This window comes from Pseudarthrobacter woesei, from assembly GCF_055412745.1.
Map to the genome: position 1 here is coordinate 44,195 of NZ_JBVAYU010000014.1, position 18,615 is coordinate 62,809.

18 protein-coding genes and 1 riboswitch are annotated in these 18,615 nt (G+C 67.5%); of the genes, 14 read left to right on the forward strand and 4 right to left on the reverse strand.

Annotation, left to right across the window (positions count from 1 at the left end; genetic code table 11):
* Positions 1-310 precede the first annotated feature (310 nt).
* Positions 311-1,090 carry a nitrilase-related carbon-nitrogen hydrolase gene (locus ACZYZE_RS16530; protein WP_463908972.1) on the forward strand — a complete coding sequence of 260 codons (780 nt, stop codon included), beginning with the start codon at positions 311-313 and terminating at the stop codon, positions 1,088-1,090.
* Here the strand turns inward: ACZYZE_RS16530 and ACZYZE_RS16535 are convergent.
* Positions 1,069-2,817, reverse strand: coding sequence for a PucR family transcriptional regulator (locus ACZYZE_RS16535; RefSeq protein ID WP_463908942.1), 1,749 nt, complete (start codon positions 2,815-2,817; stop codon positions 1,069-1,071). The two genes, ACZYZE_RS16530 and ACZYZE_RS16535, sit on opposite strands and share 22 nt — an antisense overlap.
* A gap of 111 nt (positions 2,818-2,928) precedes the next feature.
* Between ACZYZE_RS16535 and ACZYZE_RS16540 the strand changes: the two genes are divergently transcribed.
* Both ACZYZE_RS16540 and ACZYZE_RS16545 read left to right on the forward strand, forming a co-directional pair.
* A complete protein-coding gene (locus ACZYZE_RS16540; protein WP_459318268.1) occupies positions 2,929-4,503 on the forward strand; it encodes an amino acid permease in 1,575 nt (524 codons plus the stop codon).
* Positions 4,500-6,203 carry a flavin monoamine oxidase family protein gene (locus ACZYZE_RS16545; protein ID WP_463908944.1) on the forward strand — a complete coding sequence of 568 codons (1,704 nt, stop codon included), beginning with the start codon at positions 4,500-4,502 and terminating at the stop codon, positions 6,201-6,203. Before ACZYZE_RS16540 ends, ACZYZE_RS16545 begins: the two co-directional genes overlap by 4 nt.
* A gap of 19 nt (positions 6,204-6,222) precedes the next feature.
* Here ACZYZE_RS16545 and ACZYZE_RS16550 read toward each other — a convergent pair whose 3' ends face one another.
* On the reverse strand, positions 6,223-6,741 hold the full coding sequence (locus ACZYZE_RS16550; protein ID WP_459318270.1) for a gamma carbonic anhydrase family protein: 519 nt from the start codon (positions 6,739-6,741) through the stop codon (positions 6,223-6,225).
* 162 nt (positions 6,742-6,903) lie between these two features.
* Between ACZYZE_RS16550 and ACZYZE_RS16555 the strand changes: the two genes are divergently transcribed.
* Positions 6,904-7,422 carry a DUF2231 domain-containing protein gene (locus ACZYZE_RS16555; protein WP_459318271.1) on the forward strand — a complete coding sequence of 173 codons (519 nt, stop codon included), beginning with the start codon at positions 6,904-6,906 and terminating at the stop codon, positions 7,420-7,422.
* An 8-nt stretch (positions 7,423-7,430) separates the two neighbouring features.
* Here ACZYZE_RS16555 and ACZYZE_RS16560 read toward each other — a convergent pair whose 3' ends face one another.
* Together ACZYZE_RS16560 and purU are read right to left on the reverse strand one after the other, a co-directional pair.
* Positions 7,431-7,844: a class I SAM-dependent methyltransferase gene (locus ACZYZE_RS16560; protein WP_463908946.1), complete on the reverse strand. Its 414-nt coding sequence runs from the start codon at positions 7,842-7,844 to the stop codon at positions 7,431-7,433.
* Positions 7,845-7,848: 4 nt separating this feature from the next.
* Complete coding sequence (gene purU / locus ACZYZE_RS16565; RefSeq protein ID WP_459318273.1) at positions 7,849-8,709, reverse strand: formyltetrahydrofolate deformylase; 861 nt, start codon at positions 8,707-8,709, stop codon at positions 7,849-7,851.
* Positions 8,710-8,752: 43 nt separating this feature from the next.
* Positions 8,753-8,838: riboswitch (ZMP/ZTP riboswitch) on the forward strand.
* A gap of 139 nt (positions 8,839-8,977) precedes the next feature.
* On the opposite strand from purU, the gene glyA reads away from it, so the two are divergent.
* The 10 genes from glyA (at position 8,978) to ACZYZE_RS16615 (ending at position 18,586) form a co-directional block, all read left to right on the forward strand.
* The gene (gene glyA, locus ACZYZE_RS16570; protein WP_459318274.1) at positions 8,978-10,312 is read left to right on the forward strand and encodes a serine hydroxymethyltransferase; all 1,335 of its coding nucleotides are present in this window, start codon (positions 8,978-8,980) and stop codon (positions 10,310-10,312) included.
* A 25-nt stretch (positions 10,313-10,337) separates the two neighbouring features.
* Entirely contained in the window at positions 10,338-11,261 is a 924-nt protein-coding gene (locus ACZYZE_RS16575) for a bifunctional methylenetetrahydrofolate dehydrogenase/methenyltetrahydrofolate cyclohydrolase (protein ID WP_463908974.1), read from the forward strand.
* 209 nt (positions 11,262-11,470) lie between these two features.
* Positions 11,471-12,421, forward strand: coding sequence for an ABC transporter ATP-binding protein (locus tag ACZYZE_RS16580; protein WP_459318275.1), 951 nt, complete (start codon positions 11,471-11,473; stop codon positions 12,419-12,421).
* Between the two features lie 28 nt (positions 12,422-12,449).
* Complete coding sequence (locus ACZYZE_RS16585; protein ID WP_463908975.1) at positions 12,450-13,304, forward strand: ABC transporter permease; 855 nt, start codon at positions 12,450-12,452, stop codon at positions 13,302-13,304.
* Positions 13,301-14,134, forward strand: a complete 834-nt coding sequence (locus ACZYZE_RS16590) for an ABC transporter permease (RefSeq protein WP_459318276.1) — start codon at positions 13,301-13,303, stop codon at positions 14,132-14,134. The genes ACZYZE_RS16585 and ACZYZE_RS16590 overlap by 4 nt, the downstream gene beginning before the upstream one ends.
* Before the next feature lie 151 nt (positions 14,135-14,285).
* A complete protein-coding gene (locus ACZYZE_RS16595; RefSeq protein WP_459318277.1) occupies positions 14,286-14,855 on the forward strand; it encodes a hypothetical protein in 570 nt (189 codons plus the stop codon).
* 10 nt (positions 14,856-14,865) lie between these two features.
* Positions 14,866-15,699, forward strand: coding sequence for an exodeoxyribonuclease III (locus tag ACZYZE_RS16600; protein ID WP_459318278.1), 834 nt, complete (start codon positions 14,866-14,868; stop codon positions 15,697-15,699).
* A 17-nt stretch (positions 15,700-15,716) separates the two neighbouring features.
* Positions 15,717-16,808: a tryptophan--tRNA ligase gene (trpS, locus tag ACZYZE_RS16605; protein ID WP_459318279.1), complete on the forward strand. Its 1,092-nt coding sequence runs from the start codon at positions 15,717-15,719 to the stop codon at positions 16,806-16,808.
* A gap of 4 nt (positions 16,809-16,812) precedes the next feature.
* Complete coding sequence (locus tag ACZYZE_RS16610; protein WP_459318280.1) at positions 16,813-17,475, forward strand: 2'-5' RNA ligase family protein; 663 nt, start codon at positions 16,813-16,815, stop codon at positions 17,473-17,475.
* Positions 17,476-17,581: 106 nt separating this feature from the next.
* Positions 17,582-18,586, forward strand: coding sequence for a YihY/virulence factor BrkB family protein (locus tag ACZYZE_RS16615; RefSeq protein WP_463908977.1), 1,005 nt, complete (start codon positions 17,582-17,584; stop codon positions 18,584-18,586).
* Positions 18,587-18,615 lie beyond the last annotated feature (29 nt).

Genomic DNA, 18,615 nt, shown 5'->3' on the forward strand with positions numbered 1-18,615 from the left:
TCCGCCGGAAGGGTTGCCGGTACGCACGCCCGCGTGTCAGCCCGCGTGTCCGCCAGTAGGCACGCCCGCGTGTCCGCCGGTAGGCACGCCGCCGTGGCCGCCGCCGTGGCCGCCGTCGTGGCCGCCGGTACGCACGCCGTCGTGTCCGCCGGGGAGGGTAGGGCATTCCGTCCTGTTGGCGCCGCAGTCGGGCGGAATTGCACAAGGACGGCGAGTGCGCAGCGTGGCTACGCTGGAGGAACGAGAGTCCGCCGGCCAAAGACGGACGATTCCCCAAGATGCTGAGGTGGTTCTGGTGCTGCTGGCCCTGATGCAGGCGAACGCCGCCGTGCTGGATGTGGACGTCAATTGTGGGGCGGTGGATGGCGCCGCGCAGAAGGCTGCCGCGGCCGGCGCCCAGCTGCTCCTCACCCCGGAACTGTTCCCCGTCGGGTACGCCCCGCTCCGGCTGCGGGCGGAGCTGGACCCTGGCATGCTGTCCTCCATTCGGCAGACCCTCGCGGAGATCGCCCGCAGGAACGGCATTGCCCTGGTCTACAGCCTCCCCGCCGTCACGGCCGCGGGCGAGTGGCAGATCACTGCAACCCTGGTCGAAGAGAGCGGCACTGAACTGCTCAGCTACGCCAAAGTCCATCTCTTCGGCCCCGAGGAGCGGCAGGCCTTCTCGGCGGCGGCCGCTGCTCCCGCCGTCGTTGACTTCAAAGGAGTCAGGACGTCAATGGTGATTTGTTATGACATTGAGTTTCCCGAGATCGTTCGTGCCGCCGCAGTCCGCGGTGCCGAACTGCTGCTCGTCCCGACTGCCCTCGCCGAGGGGTTTGACGCCGTACCGCAGGTGCTGGTGAGGGCGCGGGCGCTGGAGAACCACCTGACGGTGGCGTACGCCAACCACGCCGGGACCGAGGACGGCTGCGATTTCCTGGGCGGCAGCGTCGTGGCCGGTCCGGATGGCTCGCTGCTGGCGGCGGCCGGAACCGGGGCCGAGCTGCTGTTCGCCGAGCTGCCGGCGCCGGGGGACGGAAAACCCGGCCAGGAAGTGGCGTATCTGGACGACGTGCGGCCGGAGGTCTACCGCTCCTGGGGCGGCTGAACGGCGCCGGAGCCCGGCGCGTCCGGTCCCGCCGACGGCACTGCGGACAACCCGTCCGTGTACTGCAACGCGATCCAGAACTCCGCACGGGCCTGCGCCCGGTTGAGGTCAGTCCCCAGCAGTTCCGAGAGCACGCCGATCTGCCGGCGGATGCTGTTGCGGTGAAGGCCTGTGGCTTTCGCCGTCGAATCCCAGCTGCCGTTCGCGCCGAGCCAGGCACGGAGAATGCCCAGCAGGGTGTCCCGTCGCTCCGGTTCCAGGGACAGCACGGGTGCCAACAGCCGCGCGGCCAGCATGGCCCCGGCCTCCTTGCCGAGCAGCCCCGTCACGGACCACTGCACGTCGTCCACCCGGACGCTGTGCCCGCCCGCCCGAACGCGGGCGCGAAGGGACGAATTCAGCTGGTAAGCCCCGGCCAGGCCGTCGAAATCGGTGGCGCTCCCGATCACGAGGCGCCAGCCGAGCCGCTCAACATCGCTCAGCAGGGCATCATCAACCTTCAGCCTGGTGACAGCGGCGAAGCCGTAGTCGGTGATCTCCACGAGTTTGGTGTCAAACATCCTGCGCCAGTCCAGCAGCTCCCTGACGGGGCTGTCGCCGGAGCGGCCGGTGCTGCCGGAGTGGGCGGTGCCGGCCGGGTGATCCCTGTTCCCGGCCGGAACCGGCCGGATCCCCTGCACCACGCGCAATTGTCCGGACCGGGTGGAGGAGACGCTCTGCGCCAGCAGGTCCTTGAGCCCGTTGATATGGCGTGTGCCTCCCGATGCCAGGCTTTCCGGATGCAGCAGCAGTGCGGTGGCGAGCTGGCTGGGGGCCAGCGACCCGCTGGTGCGCTGCCGCACCAGCAGTTCCAGGAGTCCGACGGCGGTCGAGACGACGCTGTTCTGCGCCGGCGTCAGCGGCGCATCCGTGCCAAGGACCAGAGCCCCCAGATTGGCGTCGCGGGTGCTGCGCAGGGGGTACCCGAAGACCAGCGACGAGCCGGCCGTATCGAACGAATCCATCTCCACGCGCGGTCCGCTGCCGGTCAGCAACCTCGCCAGGAGAGGCGCCAGCATTGCCGCGTCAATTCCTTCGGCCGTGCCGCCGGTGCCGGGGGTGCCGGCGGTGCCGCGGGCACGCACGCGTCCGTCGGCACCGACGAGCACCGCCCAGACCGGGACCCGCTGCACGAGTGCGGCCAGGAGCTCGTGTTCCGGCCGCGCCGACAGCACTGCGCGCATGAGCTGCCTGTTGGTGTCCGCCAGCCGCCGGAACGTTGTGGCGTTCTCGGATTCCAGCAGCTGCGAGAACTCCAGGCCGACGGCTGCGAACGGGACGGTCTTCGGGACCGCCACGAGGGTCAGGCCGTGCCGCCTGCAGGCCCGGACGACGGCGTCCGGTACTGCGCCGAAGTATGGCTCCAGGCCGAAGCCGAGTGCCCCCACGCGCGCCCCGACGAGCCGCTGCACATAGGCGTCCACCAGATCCTCGTGGCCGCCCGCGCCGAGGAACGGCAGGCCGGCCGTGAGCAGGAACTCGCCGTCGAGCAGGTACGGAGTGGGGTCCTCCAGCTCGCTCGGCTCCACCCAGCGAAGCCGCTCCGCCCCGTTGCCGCCGTCGTGAAGGACCGTCAGCTCCGGCGGCAGCTGGCGCAGGAACTGCGCCAGAGAGACGAAACCGAGCCGCTCGGAGCCGTCAGCAGCCACGGGCACCACAGGCGTCCCGGACCTGGAGCCGGAGTGCATAAAGTCTCATGACTGAAGACTATAGGTCATTTTGCACAACCGTGAGAGGTGGCTCACACGCCTAGGCTGGACGCGGGGAAAACGACCACTACTGAAGAACGGACGTCAACGATGACTGTGCCAACTCTTATTGGAGAACGGCCGCCGGCCACCACGGGCCGTCCCGGCCTGACCGCGCAGCTGCTCCGCCGCAAGCCGATCGGCCAGCTGGTCAGCGAGGCCGAAACGGGCCACGGCGGGACACGGCTGGTCCGCAGCTTCGGCGTCCTGCAGCTGACGATGATCAGCGTCGGCGCCACCCTCGGCACCGGCATCCTGGTCATCCTGGGCGAATCGGTGCCGCTGGCCGGGCCGGCCATCTGGATTTCCTTCGCGATCGCCGGGCTCGCTGCGCTGCTCTCGGCCGTCTCCTATGCGGAGATGGCCGGGCTGGTGCCCGCCGCCGGTTCCAGCTACTCCTACACGTACGCGACCATGGGTGAAGGGATGGCCTGGATCTGCGGCTGGTGCCTGGTGCTGGAGTACGCCGTCTCCGTGGCAGCCGTCGCAGTCGGGGCAGGACAATACGTCAACGAAGCCCTGGGCGTCTTCGGCCTCGCGCTCCCGGACGCCGTCTCGCAGCCGCCCGGCGACGGCGGTGTTCTGAACATCCCTGCCATGGTCATTGTGCTCCTTGCCATGATCCTGCTCGTCCGAGGGGCCAAGGAAAGCGCCTGGATAAACACCGCCATCGTGGTGATCAAGGTCGGAATTCTGGTCTTCTTCTGCGCTGTGGCCTTCACGGCCTTCGACGCCGGCAACTTCGAGCCTCTTCTGCCCATGGGTGCCGCCGGTGTTTCCGCCGCCGCTTCCAGCGTGTTCTTCTCCTACATCGGCTTCGACGCGGCCTCCACGGCCGGGGAGGAAGCCCGCAACCCCAAGCGGGACCTGCCGAGGGCCATCATGCTCTCCATGCTGATCGTCACCACCATCTACGTGCTCGTCGCCGTTGCGGCGATCGGGGCCCGGCCGTGGGGCTGGTTCGACGGCACCGAAGCCGCCCTCGTGAAAATCCTGCAGGAGACTACCGGGCAACCGTGGATCGCCCTGGTCTTCGCCATCGGTGCCGTCCTGGCCATCGCCAGCATCGTGCTGACCGTCCTCTACGGTCAGACCCGGATCCTGCTGTCCATGGCCCGGGACGGGATGATGCCCAAAATCTTCGGCCGGGTCTCGCCGCGGACCGGCACCCCGGTCGCCGGCACCCTGATCGTGGGTATCCTGGTGGCACTGGCCGCCGGGCTGGTTCCGCTCGGCGCGCTGGCGGACGCCACCAGCATTGGCACCCTCTTCGCTTTCGCCCTGGTCAACGTCGCCGTCATCCATCTGCGCCGCAAGCGGCCGGAACTCAAGCGAACCTTCCGCGTCCCGCTGTTTCCGCTCACCCCCATCCTGGGAGCCCTCATGTGCGCCTACCTGATGGCCAACCTCGGGGCGGACACGTGGGCGACGTTCGGCATCTGGATGCTCGTGGGCGCCGCCGCCTACTTCGGCTACGGACGCCGTAACTCGAGGGTGGCGGCCCTGAGCTCCGAGGAATACCGTGAACTATCCGGCGCCGGACCGTCCGGCACCACCACATCCGACACCGACGAGTCCAGTTCCGACGCGTCAAACCCTGAACCGAGGAAAGCAAGCCACCCATGACCACCGCGACAGAACTGCCGGCCCCCGGTCCGGCTACGCCGGACTCCGGCGCCGAAGCGCCCATCACCATGCTGAATCCGGACTTCCCCTTCAGCTACGACCACTACCTCGCCCGTCCCGAAGGCCTGGGCTCGGTCCCGCCTGCGATGTACGGGACCGAAGTTGCCATCGTCGGCGCGGGGCTCTCCGGCCTCGTCACGGCCTACGAACTGATGAAGCTGGGCCTCCGCCCGGTCATCTATGAGGCGGACCAGATCGGCGGGCGCCTGCGGACGGCGGGTTTCCCCTCCGCCCCCGGCGTGGTCGCGGACCTCGGCGGGATGCGCTTCCCGGTCTCCGGCAAGGCTTTCTATCACTACGTGGAGCTGCTGGGGCTGGAGACCCAGGAGTTCCCCAACCCGCTGGCGGCGGCAACCTCCAGCACGGTGATCGAGCTCGCGGGCCAGAAATACTATGCCCGCACCCCGGCGGACCTGCCGCCGTTCTTCCGTGAAGTCGCGGACGCGTGGAAGGCTGCCGTCAACGACGGCGCCATGTTCACCGAGATGCAGGCCGCCATCCGCGCCCGGGACACCGCCCGGATCAAGGAGCTCTGGAACGCTCTCCTGCCGCTGCTGGACGAGCAGACCTTCTACGGTTTCATCGCCGGCAGCGACTCCTTCAAGGAGGCGGGTTTCGCCCACCGCGAGGCGTTCGGCCAGGTGGGATTCGGGACCGGCGGCTGGGACACGGACTTCCCCAACTCCATCCTTGAAATCCTCCGCGTCGTGTACACCGACGCCGACGATGCGCACCGGCTTATTGCCGGCGGGGCGCAACGGCTCCCCGAGGCGCTCTGGCAGCACGCGCCGTCGGGCCTGGCCCACTGGCCGGCCGGGACGTCCCTGGCGTCGCTGCACGCCGGTGCGCCGCGCGGCGCCGTGGACCGGATCGCGCGTGAGGGGAGCGGCGACTTCCACATCCGGGAACGCTGGGGCCGCGAGTCCGCGTTCCCCGCCGTCGTCACCACGTGCCAGTCGTGGCTCCTGTCCACCCGCATCCACACCAAGGAATCGCTGTTTCCCGCGGAGCTGTGGACCGCGATCGAGCGCTCCCACTACATGCAGTCGTCCAAAACCTTCGTGATGGTGGACCGGCCCTTCTGGAAGGATATCGATACCACGACGGGCCGCGAGGTCCTGTCCATGACGCTGACGGACCGGCTGAACCGTGCCACGTATCTGCTGGACAACGGACCGGACCAGCCGGCAGTGATCCTGCTTTCCTACACCTGGAATGACGATGCGCTGAAATGGCTGTCCCTGGACGCGGACGAGCGGGTTGAGCTGATGCTGCACTCGCTCGCCCAGATCTATCCGGACGTGGACATTGCCGGCCACATCATCGGCCAGCCGATCACCGTCTCGTGGGAAGCGGACCCCAACTTCATGGGTGCCTTCAAGGCGAACCTCCCGGGGCACTACCGCTACCAGCAGCGTCTCTTCAGCCACTTCAAGCAGGACAAGCTTCCGGAGGATCAGCGCGGGATCTTCCTCGCGGGGGACGACGTCTCTTTCACCGCGGGGTGGGCTGAAGGTGCCGTCACCACCGGACTGAACGCGGTCTGGGGCGTCGTCAACCATCTTGGCGGGCAGTCGTCGGCCGGCAACCCGGGTCCGGGGGAACTACTGGACGAGCTGGGTCCCATCCCGCTGGACTAGGTTCCGGCGCCGGAACCGGTCAGTTGTGCAATTCACGGTGGGCGCGCGCGAGCTCCTGGTAGTGCGCGGCGTTCTGCTGCACACCGGCGAATTCCTCATCGCTCAGTTCACGCCGGACCTTGGCGGGGACGCCGGCCACCAGCGAACGGGGCGGCACGACGGTCCCTTCGAGCACCACCGCGCCGGCGGCGATGAGGGAGCCGGCGCCGATCACCGCGCCGTTGAGGATCGTGGCGCTCATACCGATCAGGCAGTCGTCCTCGACCGTGCAGCCGTGCACCACCGCGCTGTGGCCAACGCTGACCCGGGCGCCGACGGTGCAGGGGAAACCGGGATCCGCGTGCAGAACCACGTTGTCCTGCAGGTTGGTGCCGGCACCCACCATGATCGCGGCGGTGTCCGCCCGGACCGAGACACCGTAGAAGGCACTGGAGTCCTCGGCCAGGGTGGCCTTGCCGATCACCGAGGCGGTGGGGGCGATGAAGGCGGAGGGGTGGACGGCCGGGGTGTCGCCGGCGAAAGCATAGATGGGAGCCATGCCTCCAGCCTAGGACACATCCCTGCCCAAGTAGCTCGCAGCAGGGGCCGTTCTGGGCGCGCGGAACGGCCCCTGCTGCGAGCTACTTGGGTGGGGTGTTGAACGGGGCCCGGGCTGAGTAGGATCGGGCCAACAAACGCGCTGTCCGGGAGGTGGTCCGTGGTGACTGAATACGGGATGTTCCGACGAATGATGCGGCGGCTGGAGGAATCGGACCGCCTCGACCCGGCCGTCCGTGCCGCGGACCCCCTCGCGGGCCGGCTCGTGGCCAAGCCCCGGCTGCGGCGCTTCTTCCATGGCGACGCCACCGGCATTCCACCGCACGTCATCGCCACCGACGTGCCTTTTGGCGCCTGGTTCATGGCGATCTTCCTGGACCTTTTCCCGGACGCAGGCTCCCGGCGGGCAGCCGCCCGGCTCGTGGCGCTCGGCGTCGTCGCGGCCGGTCCCACCGGACTGAGCGGCTGGGCCGAGTGGGCCCGGGCCGACCGCGCAACCCAACGCGTCGGCGTCGTCCACGCCGCAGCCAACCTCGTCGCCACGCTCATCTTCCTGGCGTCCTGGGCCGCGCGGACCCGGGACCGTCACCGTTTGGGCGTGCGCCTGGCCCGGCTGGGCGGCGTCGTGCTGATCCTCGGAGGTTTCCTTGGCGGGTACATGCGCAGCGTGCGCCGACCCTGAGCAGCGGCTCAGGCGGGGGAGCGGAGGACCGTGAAGCCTTCGCCCATTTCGGGAAGGCCAGGTTCGGGGAGTACGACGGCGATTGGGCCGCCGGGCGCCGTGACCCGGCCCAATTCGCGGACCACATCGCCCCACTGCTCCGGCGGCAGCCCCGCCAGGGCGTCCACCGCCCACACAGACGGGAAAGCGGAGTCTGCGAAAGGCAGCGACACGGCGTGCGCCACCGTTGCCTCAAGGCCATGGGCCTGGGCAGAGTGGATGTTCTCCTCGGACGGGTCCACGCCGGTGAAATGGATGCCGGCCCGGACGAAGCGCAGCCCGTCCGAGCCCGGGCCGCAATCGAGGCCGAGCACCGAACGCCGGCCCTCCGCTTTGAGCAGGGCCACGAACTCCGCCAGCTGGTCGTCCTGTAGAGGTTCCATAGCCCTAGTTAAAGACAACCGTCCGGTTGCCGTCCAGCAGTACGCGGTGCTCGGCATGCCACTGCACGGCCTGGGCGAGCGTGCGGCCCTCCACATCGCGTCCCATCTGGACGAACTGTTCGGCGGTGCGCCGGTGGTCCACCCGGATGACTTCCTGTTCGATGATGGGCCCCTCGTCGAGGGCTGCCGTGACGTAATGCGCCGTGGCGCCGACCAGCTTGACGCCGCGGGCGTGCGCCTGGTGGTACGGCCTGGCGCCCTTGAAAGACGGCAGGAAGGAGTGATGGATGTTGATGGCCTTGCCAGTCAGCTCGTCGCAGAGCTCGTTGGAGATGATCTGCATGTACCGGGCCAGCACCGTCAGCTCGATGTTGTGCTCCGCCATCAGGGCCCGCAGTTTGTCCTCGGCCTGGACCTTGGTGCCCGGCGTGACCGGGATGTGGTGGAAGGGGATGCCGTAGAACTCGGCCAGGCCGGCAAGATCCTTGTGGTTGGACACAATGGCCGGGATCTCGATCGGCAAGGTACCGGAACGCTGCAGGAAGAGCAGGTCGTTGAGGCAGTGCGCCGAGGTGCTCGCCATCAACAGGGTGCGGATCTTCCGGCCTGCCGGGTTGAGGCTCCACTGCATGCCGAACGCCAGCGCCACGGGCTCCAGTGCCGCGTGGAGTTCAATCAGGGAGGCCGCCGTCGTGGCCTCGACGCGCATGAAGAAGGTGCCGGTACTTTGGCTGCCGTACTGCTGGGAGTCCGTAATGTTGCCGCCCGCCACGAGGAGCGCGCCGGCGACGGCGTGCACGATGCCTGGCCGGTCGGGGCAGGAGAGGGTCAGGATGTAGGAAGCAGTCAGCTGGTCGTCAGTCACGATGACCAGCCTACCCGTGCGGGACCCAGCGGCTGGGGTAGTCTTAAACGGTCGCAACTGGCGTTGGGTGGCTAACCACCAGGGAGCGGCACCTACGAAGACCACGGATCGTACGCCTGGGCCGAGGGTCATGTTTTGCCGGTTGGCAGCCTAGCTGCCTGCCCGCCGTCGGCACCCCCACGAGGGTGCCGGCCTTTGGTGCGTGCCCCGTCTTCGGGAGCCGTAATCTAGGGGCGCCGCAGCGGGCCAGCCGGTAACCTGACCTCAAATGCAGTGCCCGTTGCCAAGCCAGGAGTTCTTCGTGACTACTTCCGTTAGCCTTACCTCAGCCGCCGTGAGCAATCAGCCACTGGCCGAGCTCGATCCCGAAATCGCCGCCGTCCTGGCCCAGGAGCTGGGCCGCCAGCGCGGCACCCTGGAAATGATCGCCTCCGAAAACTTCGCCCCGCGCGCGGTCATGGAAGCCCAGGGCTCGGTCCTGACCAACAAGTACGCCGAGGGCTATCCCGGCCGCCGCTACTACGGCGGCTGCGAATACGTCGACATCGCCGAGCAGCTCGCGATCGACCGGGTCAAGGAGCTCTTCGGCGCCGAATACGCCAACGTCCAGCCGCATTCCGGCGCGCAGGCCAACGCCGCCGCGCTGTCCGCCATGATCACCCCGGGGGATAAGATCCTGGGCCTGTCGCTGGCCCACGGCGGCCACCTGACCCACGGCATGAAGCTGAACTTCTCCGGCAAGCTCTACCAGGTAGCCGCCTACCAGGTCGAGGCAGACAACTTCCGGATCGACATGGACAAGCTGCGCGAGCAGGCCATCGCCGAGAAGCCGCAGGTCATCATCGCCGGCTGGTCCGCCTACCCGCGCCACCTCGACTTCGCCGCCTTCCGCTCGATCGCGGACGAGGTCGGCGCCCTGCTGTGGACCGATATGGCGCACTTCGCCGGCCTCGTGGCCGCCGGCCTGCACCCCAGCCCGGTGCCGCACTCCGACGTCGTCACCTCCACCGTGCACAAGACCCTCGCGGGTCCCCGCTCCGGAGTGATCCTGGCCAAGAAGGAATGGGCCAAAAAGATCAATTCCAACGTCTTCCCCGGCCAGCAGGGCGGACCGCTCATGCACGTCATCGCCGCCAAGGCCGTGGCCTTCAAGATCGCCGGCACCGAGGAATTCAAGGAACGCCAGGAGCGCGTCCTGGAAGGCGCCCGGATCATCGCCGACCGCCTCAACCAGGCCGATGTGTCCGACGCCGGCGTCTCCGTCCTCACCGGCGGCACCGACGTGCACCTGGTCCTGGTGGACCTGCGCAACTCCCAGCTCGACGGCCAGCAGGCAGAAGACCTCCTGCACTCGGTGGGCATCACGGTCAACCGCAACGCCGTTCCGTTCGACCCGCGCCCGCCGATGGTCACCTCCGGCCTGCGCATCGGCACCCCGGCCCTGGCCACGCGGGGCTTCGGCGCCGAGGAGTTCACCGAGGTCGCGGAGATCATCGCCGCCGCCCTGAAGGCCGGCTCCGCCACCAACGTCGAGGCACTGCAGGCCCGCGTGGACAAACTCGCCGCAGACTTCCCGCTGTACCCGCAGCACGAGCAGTGGTAAACGGATGACGACGGAAACCGCCGGCATGGCGACGTCAAACAGCGACCACACCGCCCGGATCCTCGACGGCAAGGCCGCCGCCGGCGCGATCAAGGCCGAACTGACCGAACGAGTCGCCGTTCTCAAGACCAAGGGCATCGTCCCGGGCCTGGGCACCATCCTGGTGGGCTCCGACCCGGGCAGCACCTGGTACGTGGGCGGCAAGCACAAGGACTGCGCCGAGGTGGGCATCACCTCCATCCGGCGCGACCTGCCGGAGGACACCAGCCAGGAGGAGCTTCTGGCCGTGGTCCGGGAGCTCAACGGGAACCCGGAATGCACCGGCTACATCATCCAGCTCCCGCTGCCGGCGCACATCGACCAGGACGTCATCCTCGAGGCCATGGACCCCGACAAGGACGCCGACGGCCTGCACCCGATGAACCTCGGCCGGCTCGTGGCCAACGTCAGCGGCCCCATGAAGTCCCCGCTGCCCTGCACGCCCAAGGGCTGCGTGGAACTGCTCACCCGGCACGGCATCAGCCTCAACGGCAAGCGGGTGCTCGTGGTGGGACGCGGCGTCACCATCGGCCGGCCGGTGGGCCTGCTGCTCACCCGCAAGGACGTCAACGCCACCGTCATCCTGGCCCACACCGGCACGGTTGACCTGCCCGCCGAACTCCGGCAGGCCGACGTCGTGATCGCCGCGGCCGGCCAGCCGCACATGATCAAGGCCGCGGACCTCAAACCGGGTGCAATCGTGCTCGACGTCGGCGTCAGCCGCGTCGATGACGGCTCCGGCAAGGCCGTGGTCACCGGTGACGTGGACCCCGCCGCGGCCGGCGTCGCCGCATGGCTCTCCCCGAACCCCGGGGGAGTGGGCCCCATGACCCGCGCCATGCTGCTGGCCAACGTTGTGGAAACCGCGGAACGCCATCTCGCAGAAGGACGCACCGCCGCCAACGCCTGAGTCTCCGGCCGAAGGGCGCCACTTCAGGAAGTGGCGCCCTGACGCAATTAAGCCCCCCGCCACGCCCCCGACGTAACGGAATGGCAAACGTCTGGATTTTTCCGAAAAGACTCTTTCATAGTTTGCGGGGATCCACTACCGTGATTCGGGTGCCTGAACTCGTATCGAAAGAATCCTCTGTCAAGGAATCGTCACCGAAGGAAGCTCCGTTGAGCAGCCCCTCCGCAACCGGCTCGCCGCAATATGTCATCACCGCCGAGAACCTGACCAAACGCTACGGCGATGTGGTCGCCGTCGACGGCATCTCGTTCTCCGTGCCCGCCGGTGAGGCGTTCGGCCTGCTCGGCCCCAACGGCGCAGGCAAATCCACCACCATGAAGATGATCGGCGGCGTGTCCCAGCGGACCTCCGGAAGCCTCAGCATCATGGGCCTGGACCCCGACCAGAACGGTCCGGAAGTCCGCGCGCACCTGGGCGTCGTCCCGCAGCAGGACAACCTGGACGAGGAACTCAAGGTCCGGGACAACCTGCTGGTCTACGGCCGCTACTTCGGCCTGCCGATGAGCTACCTCAAGCCCAAAGCCGACGAACTGCTCGAGTTCGCCCAGCTCACGGACAAGGCCAAATCCAAGGTTGACGCGCTCTCCGGCGGCATGAAGCGCCGGCTCACCATCGCGCGCTCCCTCATCAACGAGCCCAGGATCCTGCTGCTGGATGAACCCACCACGGGGCTGGACCCGCAGGCCCGGCACATCCTCTGGGACCGGTTATTCCGGCTCAAGGAGCAGGGCGTCACCCTGATCCTCACCACCCACTACATGGACGAGGCCGAGCAGCTCTGCGACCGCCTGATCGTGGTGGACAAAGGCAGGATCATGGCCGAGGGCTCGCCCGCCAGCCTGATCCGCGAGTACTCCACCCGCGAGGTCCTGGAACTGCGCTTCGGCTCGGAACGCAACGCCACCGTCGGCACCGAACTCGAAGGCATCGGCGAACGGGTGGAAACCCTGCCGGACCGCGTCCTGATTTACGCGCACGACGGCGAGGCCGCCCTCGAAGAGGTCTCCGCCCGCGGACTGCGCCCCGTGACGTCGCTGGTGCGCCGCTCCTCGCTGGAAGATGTCTTCCTGCGCCTGACCGGCAGGAGCCTCGTTGACTAAGCCTTCAGGGCAACCGGCGCACGCGGTTATCGGGGCGGCGGACACCACGACGGCGGCCCCCACCCTGCGGGCGCACTCGCCGGAGATTTCCGCGGCGAAGGCGCGGAAATGGGGGGCCTTCTACTACGCCGAGCAGGTCCTGCGGGTGATGAAAGGCTACAGCTGGACCATCATCATGTACGGCGTTGGGCAGCCGGTCGCCTACCTGTTTGCGATGGGCGTCGGCCTTGCCACGCTCGTGGACACCAACAGCACCTCGATCTTCGGCGGCGTCAGCTACCTGACCTTCATCGCCCCGGCGCTGCTGATCTCCGCCGCGGTCATGACGGCCGCCAACGAGTTCACCTTCCCGGTCATGGACGGCTTCAAGTGGCGCCGGGTCTACTATGGCCCACATGCCTCGCCGCTGACGCCGGAACAGATTGCGCTCGGCCAGATCATCGCCGTCACGATCCGTTTCTTTCTGCAGTCGGCCATCTACTTCGCCGTCGTGGCATTGTTCGGGGCGTCCCCGAGCGCCTGGGGCTGGGCCTCAATCCTCGTCGCAACCCTTGCCGGGCTGTCCTTTGGCCTGCCGCTGATGGCCTACGCGGCTTCCATCAAGGAAGACAAAGGCCAGTTCGCCATGGTCATGCGCTTCATCGTGACGCCGCTGTTCCTGTTTTCCGGCACCTTCTTCCCGCTGGACACCCTGCCGCTCGCCGTGCGGTGGATCGGCTGGATCTCCCCGATCTGGCACGGGACTGAGCTGGGCCGGGTGCTCAGCTACGGCTACCAGGAAGCCCCGCTGTTGACCGCCGCGCACCTTGTGTTCCTGCTGGCACTCACCGTCGCCGGCTGGGTTCTGACCAAGCGCCAGTTCGTAAAGAGGATGGGCGGATGAGCGCGGTCACCCAAAGCCACAGCGTCACGGAGGCCGCCCGCAACCGGCACTTCGGACCCCTGTACTCCCGCAACGTCCGCGCCGTCGTCGCCCGCGGGCTGATGGCCACCAAGAGCAGCAACTGGATGGTTATGCTCTCGGGCTTCTTCGAACCGGTGCTGTACCTGGTCTCGATGGGCGTTGGCCTGGGCGCGATCGTGGGCACGGTGCAGGGGCCCGGCGGCGGGGAGATTTCCTACGCTGCCTACATCGCCCCGGCGCTGCTGGCCGTGTCGGCGATGAACGGTGCCGTCTACGATTCCACCTGGAACGTCTTCTTCAAGATGAATTTCGCCAAGCTCTACCAGGGCATGCTCTACACCTCGCTGGGCCCGCTGGACGTGGCCATGGGCGAAATCTTCCTGGCCCTGCTGCGCGGCCTGATGTACGCCACCGGTTTCACCGCGGTGATGGGCGTGATGGGGCTGATCACCACGCCGTGGTCCATCCTGATGATCCCGGCCGCGGTGCTGATCGCCTTCGGCTTCGCGAGCTTCGGCATGGGCATTACGAGCTTCATGAAGACGTTCCAGCAGATGGACTGGATCAACTTCGTGATGCTGCCGATGTTCCTGTTCAGCGCCACCTTCTACCCGCTGACCGTGTACCCGCAGTACATTCAGTGGCTCATCCAGGCAATGCCTCTCTGGCACGGTGTGGAGCTACTGCGCCAGATCAGCGTCGGCGTGTTCACCCCGGCAACGGCGCTGCACATCGGCTACTACCTCGTGATGATCGCCCTCGGCCTGCTGCTCACCACCGGACGGCTCCGCACGCTGTTCCTCAAGTAGGGACTTCGGGACCCCAACTAGGTAGCAGCAGGGGCCGTTTTGAGCGCTCAGAACGACCCCTGCTGCTAGCCAGTTCGGATTGGCCGCGCGGAATCGTTCGCCCCGGGTGGAAGCGGCCCGGGGTGCGGCGGGGATTTGCGATAATAGGCTCATGCAATCTTTGGGCAACCCTTCCAAACCGTCCCCGTCCAACTCCGCCACGGGCAAGTTCTCCATGCTCCGGATCAGCGGGCCCGGGATGATGCTCTTCGTCATCGCGTTCGTCGTCGCCGTCATCTTTGCAGCCAACCAGAACGACGTCGTCGGCTGGGTCGTGGCGATCATCGCCGGCTTCTGGCTCGCCCTGGCAGCCTTCGTCGTCTTCAGCATCCAGAAGGCCGCCAAGAAGGCCGGCGCCAAGCTCACCGAGGCGCAGAACGCCTTCAACGCGGCGGCCGGCCGCGCGCCGTCGTCGGTAAGCACCGATGCCGGCGGCACCCGCCGGACGGAGGTCCGTCGTGACGCTGACGAGGTCCGCGACCTCAAACTGGACCACTCCTTCAAGATCGTCCAGGTGCAGGTCCGCGTCGTGGAGCAGGAGCGCGCCAAGGGCGGGGACTCGGACCAGGACACCATCCGCCGGGCGCTGGAGACCATCGAAATCACGGCCACCAACGCCCGGGACATGATCAAGTCCTCCGGCGGCACGGACGAACCCGTCTCCGGGACCATCGTCGACTAGAGTGGATCGGGTGAGCTCGGCATTGAAGAAGGACCACCTTCGCATCGCATCAGTCAACGTCAATGGCCTTCGCGCCGCCTACAAGAAGGGCATGGCGGAGTGGCTGGGGCCACGCGATGTGGATATCCTCTGTCTGCAGGAAGTCCGCGCGCCTGACGCGATCGTCCAGGAACTGTTCGGCGAGGGCTGGTACATCCTGCACGCCGAAGCCGAGGCCAAGGGCCGCGCCGGCGTCGCCATCGCCTCCCGGGAAGAGCCCCTGGCCACCCGGGTGGGCATTGGCGATAACTACTTCGCCACCGCCGGCCGCTGGGTCGAAGCCGACTACAGCGTGCGCAACGCGGAGGGCGAAGCCTCGCAGCTGACGGTCGTCAGCGCCTACGTGCACTCCGGCGAGGCCGGCACCCCCAAGCAGGACGACAAGTTCCGTTTCCTCGACGTCATGGTCAACCGGCTGCCCGAGCTGGCCAAGCACAGCGATCATGCCCTCGTGGTGGGCGACCTTAATGTCGGCCACACCGAGCTGGATATCAAGAACTGGAAGGGCAACGTCAAACGTGCAGGCTTCCTGCCGGAGGAGCGCGCGTACTTCGACCGCTTCTTCGGCGAGGAAATCGGCTGGAAGGATGTCCACAGAGGCCTGGCGGGACACATCGACGGACCCTACACCTGGTGGTCGCAACGGGGCCAGGCCTTCGACAACGACACCGGCTGGCGCATTGACTACCAGATGGCCACGCCCGCCCTCGCTGCTGCCGCGGTGTCCGCCGTTGTTGACCGGGCACCGTCCTGGGACACACGCTTCTCCGACCACGCCCCGCTGGTAGTGGACTACCGGCTCTAGTCTTAAGGCTTCCACGAATGACCTCCTCTTCCACTGTGACTGACGCCGACGCCGCACCGGACGCCTCGACGCCGGTCCCGGTCACCGGTGTCCGGCAGCGCATCCTCTCGGGCATGCAGCCCTCCGCAGATTCCCTGCACCTTGGCAACTACCTCGGCGCCCTGGTGAACTGGGTCCGGATGCAGGACGAGTACGACGCGATCTTCTTCATCCCGGATCTCCACGCGATCACCGTGCCGCAGGATCCGAAAGAACTGGCCCACCGCACCCGGGTCACGGCCGCGCAGTACATCGCCGGCGGAGTAGACGTGGACAAATGCACCCTCTTCGTCCAGTCCCAGGTGCCCGAGCACGCCCAGCTGGCCTGGGTCCTCAACTGCATCACGGGCTTCGGTGAGGCCTCCCGGATGACCCAGTTCAAGGACAAGGCCCACAAGCAGGGCTCTGACCATGCCAGCGTCGGGCTGTTTACCTACCCGGTGCTGCAGGCCGCGGATATCCTGCTCTACCAGCCGCACGGCGTGCCGGTGGGCGAGGACCAGCGCCAGCATGTGGAGCTCAGCCGTGACCTGGCCCAGCGCTTCAACACCCGCTTCGGCGAGACGTTCACGGTTCCGAAGCCCTTCATCCAGAAGGAATCGGCGAAGATCTACGACCTGCAGAACCCCACGGCCAAGATGTCCAAGTCGGCCGAGTCGCCCGCCGGGCTCATCAATCTGCTGGACGAGCCCAAAGTCATCGCGAAACGGATCAAGTCCGCCGTCACCGACGCGGAGACGGAGATCCGCTTTGACCGCGAAGCCAAGCCGGGCGTGTCCAACCTCCTGACCATCTACTCCGCTATCACCGGGCAGAGCGTCGAGTCGCTCGTCGCAGCCTACGAAGGCAAGATGTACGGCCACCTCAAGGTGGATCTGGCCGGCGTCGTGGCCGAGCGGCTGACGCCGATCCGGGACCGCGCCAACGAGTTGCTGGCTGATCCCGCCGAGCTGGACCGCCTGCTGGCCCTCGGCGCGGACAAGGCCCGGGAGATCGCCTCCACCACCCTCCGCGATGTCTACGCCAAGGTGGGTTTCCTGCCCTACGCCGGAAGCCACGGAGCCCGCTAGAGAGATGTCCTCCGTCAGCAAAGTCACCGCTCACGAGCCGGCACGCACCACCGCCGGGGTGCGCAGCAACGCCGCTCCGGATTCCCGCTCGGAGAACGGACAGCGCGGCGAAGGCATCAGCATCGGCGTGATTCTCGGGTTCCCGACGGGGATCGCAGCGGAACTCCGGCGCTGGCGGGCGTCTTTCGGGGATCCCATGGCCGGCGTTGTCCCGGCCCACATCACGCTCGTGACCACCACGATGACCCAGGACTGGGAAGCGACGCGGAGCCACGTCCGCGACATCGCGCGCAGGCAGGAGCCGTTCACTGTGACCATCGCCGGCACCGGGTCCTTCCGCCCGGTGTCCCCGGTGGTGTTCCTGAACGTCGAAGACGGCTTCGGGGACTGTGTGAGCCTGCACCGGCAGCTGCAGACCGGGCCGCTGGAACGTGAACTTCCTTTTGCGTATCACCCGCATGTCACCGTTGCCCACGATGTGGCCCCGGAAAGCCTCGATGAAGCCGAAGCGGTACTGAAGGATTACAGGGCCACGTTCCCTGTCGCTAGCATGGGACTCTACGAGCACGACGACAACGGCATTTGGCAGCTACGGGAAGAGCTTGACTTTGGTATCGAACCCAACGACGACGACGGCGGCCCAATCGCCGCAACAGGCGCCCGCTGAGCCTCCGCGTCCCACCGATCTGGCCGGGCTGAAACTGGAAGTGATCCGGAAGAGGGTCGACTGGGGCAGGGCCCGGCGCTCCGGCGGCGGAGGGCCGGCGGCTCTCATGGCCATGGTGCCGTGGCTCTTGGCCCGGCTCAACACGATGTTGCCGATGCGTGCCTTCCAGCACTACAACCTCCAGCACGGCCCGCTGATGAGCGCAGGTATCGGCTTCAGGATGTTTTTCTCCATCACGGGTTTGTTGGCCACCGGTTTCTCCCTGGCCGGCCTCTTTCTGCGCGGGCAGCCGGCGTTGCTGGATCAAATCATCAAAAGTGTGGCCGCGGCCGCGCCCGGCCTCCTCAAAGTCGACGGCAGCGAGGGCCTGGTTGATCCCTTCGAGCTGCTGAACCCCTCCAGCCTCGGCTGGGCCGCCGTGATCGCCGCTGCGGTGACGGTGTTCACGGCCCTGGGCTGGATCAGCGGCATCCGCGACGGTGTGCGGGGCATGATGCAGCTCGGACCGCGTGGGCTGAATCCGGTCCTGCAGATACTGCGCGACGCCGGCACCCTCCTGCTGCTTGGCGTGGCCCTGATCATCAGCTCGGGAGCCTCTTTGGTGTTCGGTACGGCGGCGGGCTGGGTGACCGGGCAGCTGAGCCTCGATCCCCTGCTGGCGGGCCCCCTGACGACCGCCGTCAAGATTGTTGTGCCGCTGCTGCTCGGCTGGGCCACCGCTGTGATCATGTTTCGGGTTGCCGCGGGGCTGAAGCTGGCCCGGCGTTCACTGCTGGAAGGCACATTCCTCGCCGCGGTGGGCACCACCGTGCTGCAGATCTTCAGCACCCAGCTGCTGGCCAGTGCGGGCAAAAACCCCATCCTGGCACCCTTCGCCATCATCATCGGCCTGCTGATCTGGTTCAACCTGGTCAGTCAGGTCTACGTGCTCTGCGCCGCCTGGGCGGCGATCCGGGAGCAGGACCTCAAGACGCGGCCGGCCAACAAGAGGACCGGGTGGGGCGCCCGCCAGGTCCAGCCCGGCAAGACTCCCGTGGAGCCCGAGGTCCGGAGGCGCCCCCTCGCCGCCGCGTTCAGGCGTCGAGGTACTGATCGGTCCACGCCGAAATAATCTTCGCCGCGCGTGCCCTGGCCGTCGGC